This window comes from Enterobacter vonholyi, from assembly GCF_008364555.1.
Taxonomy (GTDB): Bacteria; Pseudomonadota; Gammaproteobacteria; order Enterobacterales; family Enterobacteriaceae; genus Enterobacter; species Enterobacter vonholyi.
In genome coordinates this window covers 256,913-273,315 of record NZ_VTUC01000038.1, presented here as the reverse complement: position 1 = coordinate 273,315, position 16,403 = coordinate 256,913, and the positions used below count along the sequence as shown (strand labels likewise).

16 protein-coding genes are annotated in these 16,403 nt (G+C 58.4%); 2 read left to right on the top strand and 14 right to left on the bottom strand.

The features are described 5' to 3' along the window. Positions 1-90: 90 nt before the first annotated feature. On the top strand, positions 91-1,461 hold the full coding sequence (locus F0319_RS21950; RefSeq protein WP_149367770.1) for an NAD-dependent succinate-semialdehyde dehydrogenase: 1,371 nt from the start codon (positions 91-93) through the stop codon (positions 1,459-1,461). A 44-nt stretch (positions 1,462-1,505) separates the two neighbouring features. Here the strand turns inward: F0319_RS21950 and F0319_RS21945 are convergent, their stop codons facing one another. Together F0319_RS21945 and F0319_RS21940 are read right to left on the bottom strand one after the other, a co-directional pair. Beyond that, positions 1,506-1,826, bottom strand: a complete 321-nt coding sequence (locus F0319_RS21945) for a hypothetical protein (RefSeq protein WP_111964128.1) — start codon at positions 1,824-1,826, stop codon at positions 1,506-1,508. Then, complete coding sequence (locus F0319_RS21940) at positions 1,826-2,371, bottom strand: YfaZ family outer membrane protein (RefSeq protein ID WP_111964127.1); 546 nt, start codon at positions 2,369-2,371, stop codon at positions 1,826-1,828. The genes F0319_RS21945 and F0319_RS21940 overlap by 1 nt, the downstream gene beginning before the upstream one ends. A 411-nt stretch (positions 2,372-2,782) precedes the next feature. On the opposite strand from F0319_RS21940, the gene F0319_RS21935 reads away from it, so the two are divergent. Beyond that, positions 2,783-4,141 carry an esterase-like activity of phytase family protein gene (locus tag F0319_RS21935; protein WP_149367769.1) on the top strand — a complete coding sequence of 453 codons (1,359 nt, stop codon included), beginning with the start codon at positions 2,783-2,785 and terminating at the stop codon, positions 4,139-4,141. An 81-nt stretch (positions 4,142-4,222) separates the two neighbouring features. On the opposite strand, the gene yjiA is transcribed toward F0319_RS21935, so the two are convergent. The 12 genes from yjiA to hpaD form a co-directional block, all read right to left on the bottom strand. Next, positions 4,223-5,176, bottom strand: a complete 954-nt coding sequence (yjiA, locus tag F0319_RS21930) for a GTPase (RefSeq protein ID WP_149367768.1) — start codon at positions 5,174-5,176, stop codon at positions 4,223-4,225. A gap of 10 nt (positions 5,177-5,186) precedes the next feature. Next, positions 5,187-5,390: a YbdD/YjiX family protein gene (locus tag F0319_RS21925; RefSeq protein ID WP_003856610.1), complete on the bottom strand. Its 204-nt coding sequence runs from the start codon at positions 5,388-5,390 to the stop codon at positions 5,187-5,189. Between the two features lie 99 nt (positions 5,391-5,489). Next, positions 5,490-7,643, bottom strand: coding sequence for a carbon starvation CstA family protein (locus tag F0319_RS21920; protein ID WP_111964124.1), 2,154 nt, complete (start codon positions 7,641-7,643; stop codon positions 5,490-5,492). Between the two features lie 191 nt (positions 7,644-7,834). After that, positions 7,835-8,752 (bottom strand): helix-turn-helix transcriptional regulator, encoded by a 918-nt coding sequence (locus tag F0319_RS21915; RefSeq protein ID WP_149367767.1) that lies wholly within the window; start codon positions 8,750-8,752, stop codon positions 7,835-7,837. 179 nt (positions 8,753-8,931) lie between these two features. Beyond that, on the bottom strand, positions 8,932-9,444 hold the full coding sequence (locus tag F0319_RS21910) for a 4-hydroxyphenylacetate 3-monooxygenase reductase subunit (protein WP_111964122.1): 513 nt from the start codon (positions 9,442-9,444) through the stop codon (positions 8,932-8,934). 17 nt (positions 9,445-9,461) lie between these two features. Beyond that, a complete protein-coding gene (gene hpaB / locus F0319_RS21905) occupies positions 9,462-11,024 on the bottom strand; it encodes a 4-hydroxyphenylacetate 3-monooxygenase, oxygenase component (protein WP_149367766.1) in 1,563 nt (520 codons plus the stop codon). Between the two features lie 185 nt (positions 11,025-11,209). Next, positions 11,210-12,136, bottom strand: a complete 927-nt coding sequence (hpaA, locus tag F0319_RS21900; RefSeq protein WP_149367765.1) for a 4-hydroxyphenylacetate catabolism regulatory protein HpaA — start codon at positions 12,134-12,136, stop codon at positions 11,210-11,212. Next, the gene (gene hpaX / locus F0319_RS21895; RefSeq protein WP_063622611.1) at positions 12,108-13,460 is read right to left on the bottom strand and encodes a 4-hydroxyphenylacetate permease; all 1,353 of its coding nucleotides are present in this window, start codon (positions 13,458-13,460) and stop codon (positions 12,108-12,110) included. The genes hpaA and hpaX overlap by 29 nt, the downstream gene beginning before the upstream one ends. Before the next feature lie 21 nt (positions 13,461-13,481). Then, positions 13,482-14,279, bottom strand: coding sequence for a 4-hydroxy-2-oxoheptanedioate aldolase (gene hpaI, locus F0319_RS21890; protein ID WP_149367764.1), 798 nt, complete (start codon positions 14,277-14,279; stop codon positions 13,482-13,484). Positions 14,280-14,288: 9 nt separating this feature from the next. Continuing rightward, a complete protein-coding gene (hpaH, locus tag F0319_RS21885) occupies positions 14,289-15,092 on the bottom strand; it encodes a 2-oxo-hept-4-ene-1,7-dioate hydratase (protein WP_032660883.1) in 804 nt (267 codons plus the stop codon). A 69-nt stretch (positions 15,093-15,161) separates the two neighbouring features. Beyond that, entirely contained in the window at positions 15,162-15,542 is a 381-nt protein-coding gene (locus tag F0319_RS21880) for a 5-carboxymethyl-2-hydroxymuconate Delta-isomerase (RefSeq protein WP_115876536.1), read from the bottom strand. A gap of 9 nt (positions 15,543-15,551) precedes the next feature. Beyond that, complete coding sequence (gene hpaD, locus F0319_RS21875) at positions 15,552-16,403, bottom strand: 3,4-dihydroxyphenylacetate 2,3-dioxygenase (protein ID WP_149367763.1); 852 nt, start codon at positions 16,401-16,403, stop codon at positions 15,552-15,554.

Here is a 16,403-nt window from a genome sequence, read left to right as displayed (position 1 = left end):
AGAACCTTCCGGATATACCCAACTTTACGCCCACGGCCAGTCATGTTGACTACCCTTAATACCCTAAGCGGTAAAACAAGGAGATTCGACATGGCTTATCAGACAGTAAACCCTGCCACTAACCAGCTCATCAAAGAATACCCCTCGCATACCGACGCGGATATCGAAGCGGCGCTGAAGGCGGCCGATGCGCTTTATCATTCGGACTGGGCGAAAGGCGACATCAGCCAGCGCCTGCCGGTGCTGCATAAGCTTGCCGACCTGATCGACGAGCGTACCGAGGAACTGGCGAAAATCGCCAGCCAGGAGATGGGTAAGCTCATCGAACAGAGCCGCGGCGAGGTGAAGCTGTGCGCGCAGATCGCCCGCTACTACGCCGACAACGCGAAGCAGTTTCTGGCCCCGGTGAAGTATCAATCCGAACTCGGGGAAGCATGGGTGGAGCATCATCCCATCGGCGTGCTGATGGCCGTTGAGCCGTGGAACTTCCCGTATTACCAGCTGATGCGCGTTCTGGCGCCAAACCTGGCGGCGGGTAACCCCGTCATCGCCAAACATGCCAGCATCGTGCCGCACTGCGCCGAGACCTTTGCCAATCTGGTCCGCGAGGCGGGCGCGCCGGAAGGCGCATGGACTAACCTGTTTATTTCGTCCGAGCAGGTGGCGAACATCATTGCCGACGATCGCGTGCAGGGCGCCGCATTAACCGGCTCTGAAAAAGCCGGCAGCGTGGTGGCCGCACAGGCGGCGAAGCACATCAAGAAATCCACGCTTGAGCTGGGCGGTAACGACGTATTCGTGGTGCTGGACGATGCGGACCTGGACAAAGCCGTCAAGATTGGCGTGAATGCGCGTCTCAACAACGCCGGGCAGGTCTGTACCGCGGCGAAGCGCTTTATCCTGCATGAAAAGATCGCCGACGCTTTCCTGAGCAAATTCACCGAGGCGTTTAAGCAGGTGAAGATTGGCGATCCGCTGGACGAAAGCACTACGCTGGGGCCGCTGTCGTCGAAAGATGCGCTAGAAACGTTGACCAAACAGGTTAACGAGGCGGTGAAAAACGGCGCGACGCTGCACTATGGCGGCAAGCCGGTGCAGCGCGACGGCAGCTTTTTTGAACCGACGATCCTGACGAATATCTCGCGCGACAACCCGGCGTACTTCCAAGAGTTCTTCGGCCCGGTGGCGCAGATGTACGTGGTGAAAAGCGACGACGAAGCGGTCGCGCTGGCGAACGACTCCCACTACGGCCTGGGCGGGGCGGTATTCAGCCAGGATATCGAGCGCGCGAAGAAGATGGCGTCGCGGATCGAGACCGGGATGGTGTACATCAACTGGCTTACCGATACCGCGCCAGAGCTGCCGTTCGGCGGCGTGAAGCGCTCCGGCTACGGACGCGAGCTGTCGGATCTGGGGATCAAAGAGTTTGTGAACCAGAAGCTGGTGGTGGTGCGTCAGTAAGAGGTAATAAAAAACCTGCCGGCCGGCAGGTTTTTTTAAGGGGATTATTGCACTTCGATCTTGTCCCAGCCGCTTTTAAACATGCAGCTGTCAACCAGCGTATCCCGGCGATATTCATTCGCGTCTTCAACCGTGTAGCTCGTGGAAATATCCTTTTTCTTGTTCTTTTTGTCCGTTTTTTCCGAGCTCGAACCGGTCACGACGTTATCCGGGGGCAGATCGATCAGCGCCTGCGCTTCGCATTCCGTGAGCTTTTTATTCATTTCCGTATCGCTGACGCCCGGTTTCACCCATTTGTACTGGACGCAGCCGGTGAGCATCAGCGTGAGGCTCAGAACGCAAAGCGCGGTCATGCGGTGTTTCATCAGAAGGTGACTCCACCGCCTACATATGCGCCGTCAATCAGCGTGTGGTTCGGACGACCGTCTTTGCCGTCCACGCTCACGTGGCGATAGCCCACTTTCAGCGTCACTGGCGCGATCGGCGTCCAGCTTACGCCGCCGTTGGCTTCGACGTAGTTTTTCACGCTGTTGTTCAGCCCTTCAGGCGCCACATAGCCTTCACCGTACACGTGGATGCTGTCGGTCAGGGCAACGTTTACGCCGCCGCCAATCGGGAACGCCACGCCGTTATCGCCTTTTTTCGGGCCGAGGTAGATGGCTTTTGCGCCCGCGTTCAGCATGACCGGGCCAAGATCCAGGTTGTAGCCTGCGCCCACGCCGCCGGTCTGGGTACCGTCATCGGTGTTTTTCAGCCAGTTACTTTCCAGATAAACACCGGATGAGGATTTCCCCATTTCCAGATTGAGGTTGGTAAAGTTTTTACCCTGCTCAACGGTGCCGCCCATCGCCAGTGCGGAACCCGATACGGCAGCCAGAGCAGAAAGAAGAAGGATATTCAGTTTTTTCATGTTTTATGCCTCGTCATTAAATTCATCTGGGCGCACCTTAACAAGCGATGTTAATGACTGCAAATGTGATATAAATCGCGGTTTTATACTGATATTGTTAACTTTTTTATTGAAGTTGTTGCAATGATGTTTGATTGTCGGGGTGTCAACAGGGGATGTTTTTAGCGTTTAGGAACCGTTTAGTTTTTTGACTAAACATAAACTGAACGAGGCGGGGATAGTGATTTGAGATGAATTAATTGGGTTTCTAATAATTTCCAAAAATGTTTCGCCTGTCACACAAAACAACAAAGCCTTACATTTCGAGCGATGAATATACGTTCAATCGCGCAGGCCGGTTTCCCTTCCATGTCATTTTTCTGACACGTTTATTCTTTACGTTGTTGGCTTCACTTACTGGATGCTAACAATATGAAAAGAAAAATTATTCCTGTGCTAATCGGCTGTGCGCTCTCTTTCTCTGGCCTGGCGGCGCAGCCCACTGCTGAGCGCTATGTCGTCAGCTTCCCTGACGGCTCACATGTAAAATACAGCGGCGCGTTTGCCGATGCGTTTCCGAATGGGCTCCCGGTGGGCATTGGCTCCGGCCTGCTGTTTACGGGCAAGCAGGGCGACGCCCTGACCTTTGCGACCGTGACCGATCGCGGTCCCAACGCCGATGCGCCAAAAATGGGTAAAAACGAAGCCAAAATATTTGTCACGCCTGATTTCGCGCCGCTGCTGATGACCATCCGCGTCCAGAACGGCAAAGCGGAGGCGGTTGATGCCCGCCCGCTGCATGATGATAAAGGCGAGATTAACGGTCTGCCGCTGCAAAGCGGCGTGATTGGTTCCACCAATGAAGTGGCGTTCAGCGACACCTTAAAGACGCTCAGGGGTGACAACCGCGGACTGGATACGGAAGGCATCACGCCGGACGGCAAAGGCGGCTACTGGCTGTGCGACGAGTACGGCCCGTTCCTGATTAACGTCGACAGCAAAGGCAAAATCATTGCGATCCACGGGCCGCAGGCCGCGGAAGGGGAGAAATCCATCGCGGGCGGTCTGCCAAACATCATCAAATGGCGCCAGCCGAACCGGGGCTTTGAAGGCCTGACCCGGATGCCGGACGGACGGATTATCGCTGCGGTGCAAAGCACGCTGGACATCGACGGTAAGAGCAAAAAGCAGGCGCTGTTTACGCGTCTGGTGAGCTTCGACCCGGCAACCGGGAAAACGGCGATGTACGGTTACCCCATTGACAGCGCGGCCTATGACAAAAACAGCGACGCCAAAATCGGCGACATCGTGGCGCTCGATAATCAGCACATCCTGCTGATTGAGCAGGGAAGCGATAAAAACGACGGGATGCGTAACCTGATTTACAAGGTAGACCTCAGCAAGGCGAGCGACCTGACTACCTTTGACAAGCCGGGCGAGTACCCTGAGTTTGATGATGAGAAAACCCTGGCGCAGCGCGGCATTACCCTTGCGGCTAAAACGCAGGTCGTCGATCTGCGCGCGTTGGGCTGGCAGCAGGAGAAGGCCGAAGGGCTGGCGCTGATCGACAGCAAAACGCTTGCGGTGGCGAACGATAACGACTTTGGCGTAAAGGTAGCGATGCAAAATCCGGTCGAGGGCAAGAAGCTCAAGGATTACCGGGTAAATGCGGAAGGCAAGCTGACGCTGGATGATAAACCGGTTGAAACCACGCTCAGCGTGAAGCCGCTGAAGAAGCCGGAGTCCGACAGCGAGCTGTGGATTGTGACGCTTCCGGAGGCGGTGAAATAATACCAGGGCTTACCCTTCACCCCTAACCCTCTCCCCTCAGGGGAGAGGGGATTGTTCGCTGCGCATAGTTAAGCGGGGAGGCTATTTTTTCAGCCCCGCAAATGCCGCCCGAATTTCTTCCTCCGGCAGTTGGATGCCAATAAACACCATCACGCTGTGCGGCGCTTCATCGCCCCACGGTCGGTCCCAGTCGGCGCTGTACAGGCGCTGCACGCCCTGGAACAGCAGGCGGTTGGGTTCGCCGTCAATCCACAGCATTCCTTTGTAGCGCAGCAGCCTGTCGGCAAACGACAGCAGCAGGTTTTCCATTACGCGCGAAACCTCGCCGATGTCCACCGGGTAGTCCAGCTCCACCACAATCGACGCCACGTCGTTTTGCTTATCTCCCATAAAGTGGAAGCGCGGTTTCGCGGTGACGTTCTCCTCCAGCATAAAGCCGTTGGTGTTGAACAGCTGGGACAGGTCGATATCGCCGTGCGTCACCGTGAAAATCGGCGCGCGGGAGTTAATGCGGGTCAGGCGCTCGCGCAGCTTTTCGCTTTCGCCCGCCACGTCGGTTTTGGTCAGCAGGATGCGGTCGGCGTAGCCCACCTGAGACTGGGCGATGGTGAACTGGTTCATCTGTTCGTCGGCGTGGACCGCATCAACCAGGGCAATCACGCCGTCCAGCAGATAGCGCTGGCAAAGGATCTCATGGGAGAAAAAGGTCTGAATAATCGGGCCGGGATCGGCCATGCCGGTGCACTCGATCACCAGGCGGTCAAAGTCGATTTCCCCGCGATCGCGGCTGTCGAGCAGGTCCAGCAGGGCATCTTCTAATTCGTTAGAGCGGGTGCAGCAGATGCAGCCGTTGGTCAGAGTTTTGATCTGCGTGGCGCGATCGCCAATCAGCTGGTCGTCTACGGAGACTTCGCCAAATTCGTTTTCGATGACGGCGATTTTGAAGCCGTGCTGCTCGTTCAGAATGTGGCGCAGCAGGGTGGTTTTACCGGCGCCGAGGAAACCGGTCAGCAGGGTAACGGCAATCGGGGTCATGGTCTCTCCTTTAGCAGCAGCGGACGCCGCCTTCTCCACTTCCGCCGTAGCGCGCTTCCTGACGCTCGCGGAAGAATTCAGTGTAGGTCATGTACGGCTTATCAGGATGGTTGGTCTTCATATGCTCAACGTAGTTGTCATAGTCCGGAATGCCAATCAGCATTTTCGCCGCCTGACCGAGGTATTTTTTTGCTTCGCCTAAGTTACCAAACATTGTGGGTTCCAGACAGAAAAAGCCCGGCGATGTGAGTCCGCTGGGCTTGTGTTTCCCTCACCCCAGCCCTCTCCCAAGGGAGAGGGTGAGGATTGCGGATTAATGGTGTGAAGAGGTCTTCACGCCGCCTTCAGGCACCGGCACGTACGGGGTTTCTTTGTCCGTACGGCCGTCGGCGTTACGCACTTTCAGCCAGGTTTTGATGCCGTAGAAGATGATGCTGTACACCACCACCAGGAACAGAATGCTCAGACCCGCGTTGGTGTAGTTGTTCACCACGATATGGTTCATGTTGGCAATCTGCTGGGCGGTCAGATCCGCGCCGCCAGCGGCAATCTTCTCTTTGTACTGGTTAGCCATGAAGAAGAAGCCTTCCAGCTGCGGGTTGGCGCTGAACAGCTTCAGGCCAAGCGCCCAGGTGGTGCAGAGCAGCAGCCACAGCGCAGGGACTACGGTGACCCAGATGTATTTGGTGCGTTTCATCTTCACGAGGACAACGGTACCGAGCACCAGAGCTACAGCCGCCAGCATCTGGTTAGAGATACCGAACAGCGGCCACAGGCTCTTCACGCCGCCGAGCGGGTCGACAACGCCCTGATACAGCAGGTAGCCCCACAGGCCGACGCAGCCCGCCGTACCCAGAATGCCCGCTACCAGAGAGTCGGTTTTCTTCAGGAACGGCACGAAGTTACCCAGCAGATCCTGCAGCATGAAGCGACCCGCACGGGTACCTGCATCCAGCGCGGTGAGGATGAACAACGCTTCGAACAGAATACCGAAGTGGTACCAGAAGCCCATGTCCGCCCACGGCAGCACTTTGTGGAACACGTGTGCGATACCGACAGCCAGCGTCGGTGCGCCACCGGCGCGGTTCAGCACGGACGGTTCGCCGATGTCTTTCGCCGTCTGCATGATCTGCTCAGGCGAAATCACGAAGCCCCAGGAGCTGACGGTCGCCGCCGCGTGTGCGCTGGCGTCTTTCAGCTGCGCCATAATCAGCGCCGCGTTGTCGCCGCCCATCTCGTGCAGGTTCGGCATGGTAATACCGAGACCCGCCGGAGGGGTGTTCATTGCGAAGTACAGACCCGGTTCGATGATGGACGCGGCAACCAGCGCCATGATCGCCACGAAGGACTCCATCAGCATGGCGCCGTAGCCGATCAGGCGTGCGTCTTTCTCGTTTGCCAGCAGCTTAGGCGTGGTACCGGAGGAGATCAGGGCGTGGAAGCCGGAGACCGCACCGCAGGCGATGGTGATAAACAGGAACGGGAACAGGGCGCCTTTCCACAGCGGACCGGTACCGTCGATGTACTGGGTCACCGCCGGCATTTTCAGTTCAGGGTTGATGATCACAATCCCGATTGCCAGCCCGACGATCACGCCGATTTTCAGGAAGGTCGCCAGGTAGTCGCGCGGGGCCAGAATCAGCCAGACCGGCAGCAGCGCGGAGATAAACGCATAGCCAATCAGCGCGAAGGTGATGGTGGTGTCCTTGAAGGTCAGCGCCGGGCCCCAGTACGGGTCGTGCGCGATGACGCCGCCGAAGTAGATGGAGGCGACCAGCAGCACGATACCAATCACCGACACCTCACCCACGCGGCCCGGACGCAGGAATCGCATGTAGATCCCCATGAACAGCGCAATCGGTACGGTAGAGCAGACGGTGAAGACGCCCCACGGGCTTTCGGCCAGCGCTTTCACCACGATCAGGGCCAGCACCGCGAGGATGATGATCATGATCAGGAAGCAGCCGAACAGGGCGATAGTCCCCGGCACGCGGCCCATCTCCTCTTTGACCATCTCACCCAGAGAGGCGCCGTTACGGCGAGAAGAGATAAACAGCACCATAAAGTCCTGCACCGCACCGGCCAGCACCACGCCCGCCAGCAGCCAGAGCGTACCCGGCAGGTAGCCCATCTGCGCGGCCAGTACCGGGCCGACCAGCGGGCCTGCCCCGGCGATAGCGGCAAAGTGGTGACCAAACAGCACGTAGCGGTTGGTTGGCACGTAGTTCAGGCCGTCATTGTTAATGACCGCCGGCGTGGCGCGCGTCGGGTCGAGCTTCATGACCTTCTGCGCGATGTATAAGCTGTAGTAGCGATAAGCCACAAGATAGACGGAAACGGACGCGACCACGATCCACAGGGCGCTTACGTGTTCGCCCCGGCGTAATGCGACAACCGCCAGACAAAAAGCGCCGAGGATCCCGAGTAAGGCCCAGGGCACGTGCTTCAGTAGTTTTTTAGTATCCATAGTAAGACCTGGTTTTTTATGTAAAGAAAAAAGGGTCAGGGTTCGTTGTGAGGAGGTATTGATTAATGCTGGAGCGATCGTGCCAGATCAACGCGCGCGTAAAGGACGGTAAGTGAATGAGTGGTTGAAAGTGCCGGGTGAGCGGTCAAAGGAGGCGACGAGCGGTTTCGGCTCGCCGCCAGTGGGCGAAATTATGTGATTGAGATCACTTGATTATTCGGGGTACGCTCCACGGCCAGATAGCTTTCCAGCGTCCTGATGAGCTTCTCCTTCAGCCAGCTCGGTTCCAGTATCTGAATATGGGGGAGCCAGTAGAACAGCAGCGGCAGGATCTGGTTCTCGTGGGCCGCCTGGCAGCGCAGCGTGACGCCGCCCTGTTGCTCCTCCAGCAGCTCCTGTTCCGGCAGAAGATCGCGGCGCAGGAAGTAATGTGAAATATTATCTTTAATAAATATTTTCACTGCGAAAGTATCTTCAGATACCCAAGGGTCGAGGCTTTTCTCCAGCAGCTCAAGGACATTTTCTTCAGGGGTGAAGGTCGTTTTCTGAATATCAAACCAGCTAATCTGGCTCAAGGAGAAGGATTTCAGGCGGCTATTTTCGGTGGCTTGTAAATACCATATATTTTTTTTGTTAATGAGTTTATAGGGATTAATCAGACGGGTTTTACCCTTATAAACGATCTGGCAAACATTATGGTTTTTAATCGATTTCTCGATTTTCGTTAAATGACGGCGAATATCACGTTCTACCGTGTGTTCTGCTTCATTGCCAAGAATAAGAATATGGTTTTCGTCAACGCGCGCTTCAAGCTTCTGCCAGAATTCCGTATTTCTTTCAGGGAAAAAGCTGTCAGCATTCAGGAAGTTAGCAAGGGTGTGATGTAAGCCTTGTCCGCCGGGCGATTGTGCAGAATGGATCAGCCGATATAGCCCGTTACCGAAATGTTCAACAATGGGAGAGAGGGCATTTAAATCCCGGTAGACGGTACGCTCGGTAATTTTAAATTTCTCCATTAGCGCACTGCGGTTTACCACACCGTTTAAATGTAGCTCAACCAGAATATCGACCAGACGTTCAGCCGAGCGGCTACGCGTCGTTTTAGCCATAAGGTCATCCTGTATATTTAGGTATGCGCTGAATGATGCGGATGCACTGACAGGTAGTGTCAGTATTCAGTCACAGAAAATTTCTCTTATGGCTATATAACGGCGTGTTTTAGGGGAAACCTTAGGAGTTTTTGTAGAAAGCGGCGCTGGCCGGAAAAAAAGGCCAGCGCGAAGGGGCATCACAAGGCGGCTTCTGCCTCCAGCATGACCGGGTGGAAACGGCGCCTGAAGTAGATCAGGCCGTGTCCCGCGTCACTCAGGATAATGTTTTTAACTTCAACAAGGTAGACAAGATGCGTGCCGATGGTTTGCACCTGGCTAATCTCACCTTCAAGGCTGGCCAGCGCGCCCTTGAGCACAGGCTGCGCCAGCGGCCCTTTCTGCCAGCAGGAGAGTGCAAAGCGCTCTTCCATCGTCATACCGGTCATCCCGGCGAAATGGCGAGCCATGATCTCCTGCTCGTGGTTCAGCACGTTAACGCACAGCCTGCCGTTGCCCTGGAATACCGGGTTCATAGCGCTGTTGGCGTTGATGCACACCATGACCGACGGCGGGGTATCTGTGACCGAACAGACGGCGGTGGCGGTAATGCCGCAGCGGCCCGCCTCGCCCTCGGTGGTGACCACATTTACCGCCGCCGACAGGCTACTCATTGCGTCGCGAAAACGCAGGCGTTGTTCATCTGAATGCATTGCAACCTCCCGCTGCGCTATTTCAGCAGCTTGTCGAGCATGTTGATATCGCTGTTGTTGTGCAGGTGCGGTACGGTCCAGCCGTGCTGGTCGTATTCGGACATGCAGCGGTCGACCATCGCCATCATCTTGTCCATGTTGCCGGAGCTCTGCGCCTGGCGCAGACACTGCAGGCGAATTTCATCCTGGCTGCCGGAGTAGTTAATTTCGTAAAGCTCGTGACGACCGCCGAACTCGCTGCCGATGGCGTCCCACATCAGTTTCAAAATCTTGATGCGTTCGACGTGATCCATGCCGTTGGAGCCGCGCACGTATTTCGCCAGATACTGGTCGATCTGCGGATTGTTCAGATCCCGGGTGCTGGACGGCAGGTAAATCAGGCCGGACGTCACGTTACGCTCGATGATGTTCTTGATTTTGGCGTAGGCCATCGGCGCCATCACGCGGTAGGTTTGCAGCGCGGCATGATCCGGCAGATACGCGCCGTTAACCCACGGGGTGGCTTCGGAACACATGGAGTCGCTCAGCGCCCAGAACATGTTGCGCCAGGCCACCACTTCGCCGAGATCTGCCTGCACGCCGCGGAACTCCAGGGTACCGGTACATTCCAGGGATTTCTTCAGCAGGGCGGTGATGAAGTCGAGTTTTACCGCCAGACGCACGCAGGCCTGCAGCGGGTACATGCGGGCGAAACCGCCTTCCATCGTCCAGCGACGGCAGCGGTCGAAATCGCGGTAGATCAGCACGTTTTCCCACGGGATCAGCACGTGATCCATCACCAGGATCGCGTCGTTCTCGTCAAAGCGGCTGGAGAGCGGGTAGTCGAAAGGGGAGCCGGTCGCGCCTGCCACCATCTCGTAGGAGGCGCGGGAGATCAGCTTCACGCCCTCGGCATCCATCGGCGCGACGAACATCAGCGCGAAGTCAGGGTTTTCGCCCATCACCTGCGCGGAGCCGAAGCCGATCATGTTGTAGTGGGTCAGCGCCGAGTTGGTGGCTACCACTTTCGCGCCGCTGACGATAATCCCGGCGTCGGTCTCTTTCTCCAGCTTGATGTAGACGTCTTTCACCTCGTCCGCCGGCTTGTGGCGGTCGATCGGCGGGTTAACGATGGCGTGGTTGAAGTACAGGCCGGTTTCCTGAATGCGGGTGTACCAGCTGCGGGCGTTCTGCTCGAACTGGCCGTAGAAGGCCGGGTTGGCGCCGAGCGCGCAGCCGAACGCGGCCTTGTAGTCCGGCGTGCGGCCCATCCAGCCGTAGCTAAGGCGCGACCACTCGGCGATGGCGTCGCGCTGCTGGCGCAGGTCGTCGGCGCTTTTCGCCACGCGGAAGAACTTGTGGGTATAGCCGCCGCTGCCGGTGTCGGTGCCCCAGCACAGCGTGTCCTGCATGTCCGGCTTGTGCAGCGCGTCGTACATCTGCGCGATGGAGGCCGCCGCATTGCGAAACGCCGGATGGGTGGTGACGTCTTTGACGCGCTCGCCGTAGATATAAATCTCACGACCGTCCTGCAGGCTTTTTAAATACTCTTCACCGGTTAACGGGCGTTTGGCGTCTGCGCGGAACTCTTCAGGCTTCATAGGGAACCTCGTATCGGAATTGTGTTGTTAAATTTATGTTTTGTTTTTGTTGTTTAATTGAAGCCTGAGAGGGGCGTAACGTGAAGGGACGATTGGGACAACGACGGGTACTTTTCGGGTGGGATTGGGATTTGTGATCGTTGTCCCCTCACCCTAACCCTCTCTCCAAAGGGGAGAGGGAACAATTACACCCTCTCCCCTTTGGAGAGAGGGCCGGGGTGAGGGGAAACCGGTACTTTCTGAGCCCGATACGCGCTGGGCGAGCATCCCACTAAGCGGTTAAAAAAGCGGGCGAAATAGGCCGGATCTTTGAACCCCAGTTGCCAGGCAATCTCACTGACGGTGCTGTCGGAGAAGAGCAGCAGGCGCCTGGCCTCCCGCAGCTGGCGGTCGAAGATCAGCCGTTTTGGCGGACGGTTGGCGAAGCGGCGGCAGATATCGGTCAGGCGGGATTCGGTCAGGTGCAGCTCGCTGGCGTATTCCGGCACCGTCCAGTGCTGGTGGTAGTGGGTGTCGATCAGCTGGGTAAAGCGCTGGAACAGCTTCAGCTCGCCGCGCATGCCGCCCGAGGCGTGGTCGTCGAGCTTCGCGTTGCGCAGCAGCAGGGTAAACACCGCCTGCGCCAGCAGGACCAGGGTATGCTCGCGCCCGGGCAGCTGCTCCGTGGATTCGCGGGCGATCAGCTGCCAGTAGTGCTTCAGCGCCGCCAGCTCGTCCGGCTTATCCGCCAGCGAGAGGCAGATCCCCGGCAGGCCAAACGCCTCCCGCGTGCCGGGGTAGAGCACCTCCAGCAGCGGCCAGATCAGATCCTCACGCACCGTCAGCACGTGACCGTCGCTATCGGATTCGGTGATAAACGCGTGCGGCACCGACGGCGGCGTGAGGACGAACAGCGGGGCCTGCACCGAGTAGCGGTGATCGTCGAGCTGGAGCTCAATCTGTCCGGTATCGAGAAAGTGCATCTGAAAGTACTGGTCGTGACGGTGCGCCTGCATGTCGCGGCCAAAAAAGGCCGCCATGCGGGCGAACGACTGGTAGTGCACATCGTCGGTGCCCAGACTTTCATCGTACTCCTTGCTGATATCAATGTTGGCGATAGGGCTCTGGCACATGATCGTTCCTCTGTTGATCCCGCTGTGTCATCGGAATGCGCGTCAGCACCAGCGCGCCGACCACCAGCAGCCCGGCCACAAACCACAGCCCCGAGCTGAAGCTGCCGGTCGCGTCGCGCAGGATCCCAATCAGCAGCGGGCTGACGGCGGAGCCGACGTTGCCGATGGCGTTGATTACCGCCAGCGCCACCGCGCGGGACTGCAGGCTAATAACCCGATCCGGCGTGGTCCAGAATATCGCCATGGCGGTAAAAGATCCGGTTGAGGCCATGATGATGCCAAGCAGCTGGATCAGGCTGTGATCCGTCGCGGAGGCCAGCATCCATCCCGCCGCGGCGAACAGGTACGGCAGGATGGTGTGCTTTTTTCGCTCTTTCAGCCTGTCGGAGCGGCGGCTCCACCAGATCATCCCGAGGATGGTGCAAAACTGCGGGATCGCCGCCAGCAGGCCGATGACGATATTGCTGCTTCCCGTGTTGAAGCTCTGCAGGATCTGCGGCGTCCAGATGTTGATCGCACTCAGCGTATTGGTCAGGCAGAAGTAGGCCAGCGTGTAGAGCAGCACGGCGGGCGTGAGCACCTCGCGCAGCGTGGAACGCGGCGTGACGGATTGGGCAATCGCGACCTCCTGCTCGCGGGCGATCATCGTTTTCAGCGCCTGCTTTTCGTCCTCATCCAGCCAGGTGGCCTGGTCCGGCGTGTCGTTGAGGTAAAACCAGGTCACCACGCCGAGCACCACCGATGGCAGCCCCTCCAGCAGGAACAGCCACTGCCAGCCCTTGAGGTTCCACAGCCCGTCCATCGCCAGAATGTACCCGGAGAGGATCGAGCCGAGCATCATGGTTACCGGCATGGCGATCATAAACAGCGCGTTGGCGCGGGCGCGGTGATAGGCCGGGAACCACCAGGTGAGATAGACCAGAATCCCCGGCAGGAAACCCGCTTCGGCAATGCCCACCAGCATGCGCAGGACGTAGAGGGTTTCGGGGCTGGTGGCGAACATGGTGCAGGTGGAGGCAATACCCCACACCACCATGATCCCGGCGATCCAGCGGCGTGCGCCGATCTTCGCCAGCATGATGTTGCTCGGAATGCCGCACAGCACGTAGGTGACGTAAAACAGCGTCGCGGCCAGGCCAAACATGGTTGACGTGAGGCCAAGATCTTTACCCATCGTTAGCCCGGCGAAGCCGATGTTGATGCGATCGAGAAACGAGAAGACAAACAGGATAAAAAGAAAAACGATCAGGCGACGGAACAGCTTGTGAATGACGCGATGTTCAACAGCTTTATTATCATGGGTTTGCAGGGTAGAGGTCGTCATGGTGCGCTCCAGATCTTACGTTTAGTAGACGGATTTATTGTTATTAACTGACGTAACCGGTTTTTCGATAAAACGTGCCGCCAGCGCTTCCGCGCCGCGGGCGAGCAGAGTGGTGTCGACGCCGACGGCAACAAACAGCGCGCCGAGTTCAAGATAGCGTTTTGCCAGCTGCTCGTTCGCCATCAGGATGCCGGGGGCTTTACCGGCAGCGCGTATCTGTGCGATCGCCTGCTCGATGGCGGCCTGCACCTCCGGGTGCTGCGGATTGCCGGCAAAGCCCATGTCTGCGCTAAGATCCGCCGGGCCGATAAACACGCCGTCGACGCCTTCCACGTCCAGGATTTGCGGCAGGTTTTTCAGCGCCTCGCGGGTTTCAATCTGCACCAGCACGCACATGGCGTCGTTGGCCTGCTGCAGATAATCCGGGATTCGGTTCCAGCGCGAGGCGCGCGCCAGTGCGCTGCCCACCCCGCGAATGCCTGCAGGCGGGTAGCGGGTGGAACGTACCGCCAGCCGCGCTTCGTCGGCGTTTTGCACCATCGGCACCAGCAGGGTTTGCGCACCCACGTCCAGCAGCTGTTTGATCTGCACCGGGTCGTTCCACGACGGGCGCACCACCGGCTGGCTGGGATAAGGGGCGATAGCCTGCAGCTGGGTTAAGACGGTCTGCACGCTGTTCGGCGCGTGCTCGCCGTCGATCAGCAGCCAGTCGAAGCCTGCCCCCGCCAGCAGCTCGGCGCTGTAGCTGCTGGTCAGCCCCAGCCATAACCCGATTTGCGGACGGCCCGCCTGCAGCGCCGCTTTGAATGCATTTTGCATGACTATCTCCTAGACAAAACGGCAGCTGATGGAGCCCATGCTGCCATAGTCGACGTGGAAGGTGTCGCCTCTGCTGGCGGGCACCGGGCGGGTAAACGAGCCGCCGAGGATGATTTGCCCCGGCTCAAGCTGCACGTCGTACGGCGCCAGCTTGTTCGCCAGCCACGCCACGCCGTTGGCCGGGTGGTTAAGGACGCCTGCGGCCACGCCGGTCTCTTCGATCACGCCGTTGCGGTAGAGCAGGGCGGAGATCCAGCGCAGGTCCAGCTCGTCGGGCTTAATCGGACGGCCGCCGAGGATGACGCCCGCGTTGGCGGCGTTATCCGAAATGGTGTCGAACACCTTGCGCGGGCGCTGGGTCTCCGGGTCGACGTTGTGGCAGCGGGCGTCGATCAGCTCCAGCGCGGGGATGACGTAATCCGTGGCGTTGTAGACGTCGAAGATAGTGCAGTTCGGGCCGCGCAGCGGTTTTGCCAGCACGAAGGCCAGCTCCACTTCAATTCGCGGGACGATGAAGCGGTCGACCGGGATGTCGCTGCCGTCGTGGAAGAACATGTCGTCCAGCAGCGCGCCGTAGTCCGGCTCGCTAATCTGCGAGCTGGCCTGCATCGCTTTTGAGGTCAGGCCGATCTTGTGGCCCTTCAGCACGCGGCCTTCGGCGATTTTCAGGCTGACCCATTCGCGCTGGACGGCGTAGGCGTCTTCAATGGTAATCTCCGGGTAGTCCAGCGAGATCGCGCGGATCTGCTCCCGGGACTGTTCCGCCTGATGCAGACGATGGGCGATCAGGGTATGGGTATGTTTGTCGAGCATGGCGATATCCTGTTTTATGTTTGTTTTCTCCCTCTCCCTAAAGGGGCGAGGAGACTGGCCGTGCCGGTATTACTTAAACAACGCGTGCACGTTGTTCTGTTTGTAATTAAGCGTCGGGTGCAGTTCGTCGAGCTCAAACGACAGCGCCAGGTAGCGGCTCGCCATCAGCTCCGCGAAGTGCGCTTTGATAAGCCCAAACAGCATCTCCCCCACGGCTTCCCGGCTCTCCAGGCTGCGCCCGGCGCCGATTTTCAGCGTCATATGCACAAAGGCGTAATCGTGCCTGCCGTCGGCCATCTGCCAGGTGTCCAGCCAGTGGGCGCGGCTGCGGATACCGCCGATGGGGAAGATGCCCGTGGCGGCGAGCGCCTCGTTCACTTTGGCGAACAGCCCCGGCAGGTCGGCCTGCTCGCGGATGTTGTCGGTACATTCAGCAATAAAGTGCGGCATGGTGGCTCCTTAGGCGGGCAGCGGGAAAACGGCGTTGACCTGGCCGGTTCCGGAGCTGGCGAACAGCTCGGTGAGAAACTCCACCTTGCCGTCGTATTTGTCCCAGCCGAGCATGCCCAGCAGCATCACCGTGTCGTGCATGTTGCCCTCGCCGTAGCAGTAGTCGGCGTACTCCGGCAGCATGCTGCAGAATTCTTTGAACTGACCCTCGCGCCACAGCTTCACCACGCGTTCGTCCATCTGGCGGTCGAACTCGCGGGTGTAGCTGTTCATCCCTTCCTCGGCGCGCTGGTCGTCGATAAAGCGGTGCGACAGCGAGCCGCTGGCGAGCACCGCCACGGTGCCGTCATATTTTTCGATGGCGCTGACGATAGCCTCGCCCAGCCTGCGGCTGTCGGCGAAGTCGTGAACCGTGCAAAACGCCGAGATGGAGATCACTTTGAAGTGCTTATCCGCGTTCATGTAGCGCATCGGCACCAGCGTGCCGTACTCCAGCTTCAGGCTTGGAATGTTGTGCGCTTTGGCGCGCACTCCAAGCTTCACCGCCTCGTCGGCGATGAGCTGGCCGAGTTCCGGATTGCCGTCGTAGTCGTAGGTCATGTCGCGGATAAAGTGCGGCAGCTCGTTGCTGGTGTAGACGCCCGAAAAATGGTCCGCACAGTTGATGTGATACGCACTGTTCACCAGCCAGTGGGTGTCGAAGACGATAATGGTATCGACGCCCAGCTCCCGGCAGCGCTTGCTAATTTCTTTATGCCCATCGATGGCGCCCTGACGGCAGCCGTGGTTTTTGCCCGGCAGCTCGGAGAGATACATCGACGGTACGTGGGTGATTTTCGCCGCTAACGCTAGTTTACCCAT

Coding starts and splice junctions, on each gene's coding strand:
- hpaD (WP_149367763.1), bottom strand. CDS start 16,403: ATGGGTAAACTAGCGTTAGCGGCGAAAATCACCCACGTACCGTCGATG.
- hpaX (WP_063622611.1), bottom strand. CDS start 13,460: ATGACGACCTCTACCCTGCAAACCCATGATAATAAAGCTGTTGAACAT.
- hpaB (WP_149367766.1), bottom strand. CDS start 11,024: ATGAAGCCTGAAGAGTTCCGCGCAGACGCCAAACGCCCGTTAACCGGT.
- hpaA (WP_149367765.1), bottom strand. CDS start 12,136: ATGTGCCAGAGCCCTATCGCCAACATTGATATCAGCAAGGAGTACGAT.
- hpaH (WP_032660883.1), bottom strand. CDS start 15,092: ATGCTCGACAAACATACCCATACCCTGATCGCCCATCGTCTGCATCAG.
- F0319_RS21950 (WP_149367770.1), top strand. CDS start 91: ATGGCTTATCAGACAGTAAACCCTGCCACTAACCAGCTCATCAAAGAA.
- F0319_RS21880 (WP_115876536.1), bottom strand. CDS start 15,542: ATGCCGCACTTTATTGCTGAATGTACCGACAACATCCGCGAGCAGGCC.
- F0319_RS21910 (WP_111964122.1), bottom strand. CDS start 9,444: ATGCATTCAGATGAACAACGCCTGCGTTTTCGCGACGCAATGAGTAGC.
- F0319_RS21920 (WP_111964124.1), bottom strand. CDS start 7,643: ATGGATACTAAAAAACTACTGAAGCACGTGCCCTGGGCCTTACTCGGG.
- F0319_RS21915 (WP_149367767.1), bottom strand. CDS start 8,752: ATGGCTAAAACGACGCGTAGCCGCTCGGCTGAACGTCTGGTCGATATT.
- F0319_RS21940 (WP_111964127.1), bottom strand. CDS start 2,371: ATGAAAAAACTGAATATCCTTCTTCTTTCTGCTCTGGCTGCCGTATCG.
- hpaI (WP_149367764.1), bottom strand. CDS start 14,279: ATGCAAAATGCATTCAAAGCGGCGCTGCAGGCGGGCCGTCCGCAAATC.
- F0319_RS21935 (WP_149367769.1), top strand. CDS start 2,783: ATGAAAAGAAAAATTATTCCTGTGCTAATCGGCTGTGCGCTCTCTTTC.
- yjiA (WP_149367768.1), bottom strand. CDS start 5,176: ATGACCCCGATTGCCGTTACCCTGCTGACCGGTTTCCTCGGCGCCGGT.
- F0319_RS21945 (WP_111964128.1), bottom strand. CDS start 1,826: ATGAAACACCGCATGACCGCGCTTTGCGTTCTGAGCCTCACGCTGATG.
- F0319_RS21925 (WP_003856610.1), bottom strand. CDS start 5,390: ATGTTTGGTAACTTAGGCGAAGCAAAAAAATACCTCGGTCAGGCGGCG.